Genomic DNA, 2,410 nt, shown 5'->3' on the forward strand with positions numbered 1-2,410 from the left:
CTAGGCAGACGGGCTTGACCCGGCGGCCGTATCCCTTGCAAGTCCTTCCTGCGGGCTCGCCCCGCATTGCCGCAAGCGCAGTCTGCCATAACAGAACTTCTTTTATTTTCAGCTGAATTTTCTTGCTGTTTGTTTTTATTTCCAAAAATTTTCAGGCCACTGGCCTGTCAACCTAACAATTGGTTGTACCGCAGCGGGCTTGACCCGCTGTCGGCTACGAACCTTTGTTATGACTAATTATTTTTCTTATACAGAATTAGATTTCATAAATACTTTTTTCTTTAAGAATATTCTATATAGCCATTTGAGCGTATGTTTCTATTATTATACTTTTCCCAAGCGGCGTAAAGCCGCTTACTACCGCTTCTTCGCCCAAGCCCAAAAGTTAAATTTCATTTCATAAAGCAAGCTTGACTTGCTTTATGAAATATTCCTTTTAATAAAATCACTTCCTCATAATAACTTGAAAGTTTTATTAATAATTTCATCGAGCTTGACTCGATGAAATTATATTCCTTAATGTTAATTAGAAAAATCCGATTTTGAAATTACATTTATTAAATCACCACGTGTTGAATTTGCAACCGAATAATTCATTAATGCCATTATTTTATCCTTCTTTTCTTTATTAATTTCCTGGAGAATTATTATTACAGAAAAATATCCATTAATTAAATTTTCAGTTTCTTTTTCTTCAGAATAATTGGCTCGATAATTTTTTTCTTCCCACATTCCATCAAATTTGTTTGCATCAAATGTGTTTGGATAATCATTGGGTTCTGAAAAGTCAGCTTTACCGAAAACTCTTCTTGTTATTTTTTCTTCAGAAATAACATTTTTTGAATGTTCCTGGTTTGGCTGATAAATAATTGATATAGAATATTTATCTTTGAAATCCAGTTTATCAAGAACTTCTGTGATGTTTTTCTGAAGAATTATTTTTTCATTTTCGATACTTTGTTCAATTAATTCTTTATTATCTGATTTTTTACAAGATGTTAATCCAACTAAACTAAAACAAAAAATTAAAAAAACTATAATTCTTCCATTCATTTTTTTCTCCTAAATAGGGCAGGCCAGTGGCCTGTCGTCATAACAACTGGTTGTACCGCAACGGGCTTGACCCGCTGTCGGCTACGAACCTTTGTTATGTGTTTTTATTCAAATTCTACAGGAATAAATTCAATATCTATATTTGGCTTTATTCCATTATTGACCATAACATTTAACATTTTTTTGCTAATAATGTACATTCCATTTTCTCTTGAAAGATTGTGTTCTTCAAGTTCATTAAAATCTAATAAATAATTTTTTATTTCCTTTTTTAATTTTATGTCTTTTTCCTTTTATTCCATACATAAAATTATTACACGTACATTTATCATCATGTACAATATTAAATGCTTCAGAGCATATTGAATCTTTTAATACCCTGGTTGGCTTTAACTGCATATTTGTTTGAATTTCTTCATTTTTATAATTATATAACGAAAGAATTTCTATACCAGAAAGATTGCTTTTGTTTATAGCATCTTTGAATTCTTTATTAATAATCCAATATGTCCAGAATGGAGTTACAAGTTTTTTATTAAAATGCTTTGTTGTTAATCCTTTTATTCTCAATGGTGCTATTTGAACAAGACCTCTTTTGCATACAGTACAATAATTTGAATAATCAAACGATGGATTAGCATTTAACTCCAATGGCCATTCACACAGATTTATTAAAGTATCTGGCGAACCGTTACACTGTCCAGAAGCATAAAAGTATTCATACTTATCTAAATCTTCAAGTTCCAAAACTTCATGATCATAGTCTATTTTATAATCACAGATTTCTTTAAGCCTTGAGATGAAAATTTCTTCTTCCTCAAAAGTTGCATTTCGGATAGAAATCATGGTATCTAAAAAACTGCAAGTACAATTCAAATTCTTTTTAAGATTTTTCTTTTGAGAGTCTGTTAGTTTATTCTCTATAATGATGTTTAAATCTTTTTTCAATTATATTCCTAAAAAAAGCGCCCCAGTGTGGGCGTCCACATAACAACTGCTTAAACCGCAGGCGGCTTGACCGCCTGTCGGCTTTGAAGCTTTGTTAGGCTGGCTTTTATTTTACAACTTCAAACAAAAATTTACACCGCATCTTAGAAAGATATTTTTCCTCTCTTTCTTTCGCCGAAAAGAAGAGGCAGGCTTGACCTGCCCTACTTTTTGCACCGCAAGTTTTTTCGGGCAGTCGGGCCTGACCCGGCGGCCGTTTCCCCGACAAGTCCTTCCTGCTGGCTCGACCCGCAATCGCCGAAAACACGGATTTTTCATAACCGAACTTCTGCTGCTTCAGCATGATTTTCCTGCCGGTGTTTTTTTCAAAAAAGCTTCTATAATTACACTTTTTTCCCATCTTTTCCGG

3 protein-coding genes are annotated in these 2,410 nt (G+C 33.2%); all 3 read right to left on the minus strand.

Annotated features, from left to right (window positions below; all coding sequences use genetic code 11):
* Positions 1 to 522: 522 nt before the first annotated feature.
* Positions 523 to 1,053, minus strand: a complete 531-nt coding sequence (locus tag JI65_RS16725) for a hypothetical protein (protein ID WP_191018302.1) — start codon at positions 1,051 to 1,053, stop codon at positions 523 to 525.
* Positions 1,054 to 1,290: 237 nt separating this feature from the next.
* Positions 1,291 to 2,001, minus strand: a complete 711-nt coding sequence (locus JI65_RS16730; protein ID WP_191018303.1) for a hypothetical protein — start codon at positions 1,999 to 2,001, stop codon at positions 1,291 to 1,293.
* A gap of 106 nt (positions 2,002 to 2,107) precedes the next feature.
* The coding region (locus JI65_RS16735) for a hypothetical protein (RefSeq protein WP_191018304.1) at positions 2,108 to 2,410 on the minus strand (303 nt) is incomplete at its 5' end.

The sequence above is a fragment of the Treponema zioleckii genome, from assembly GCF_014737315.1.
Classification (GTDB): domain Bacteria; phylum Spirochaetota; class Spirochaetia; order Treponematales; family Treponemataceae; genus Treponema_D; species Treponema_D zioleckii.

What these genes read in the sequence shown, in the direction of transcription:
- JI65_RS16725 (WP_191018302.1), bottom strand. Translation starts at nt 1,053, where the DNA reads ATGAATGGAAGAATTATAGTTTTTTTAATTTTTTGTTTTAGTTTAGTT.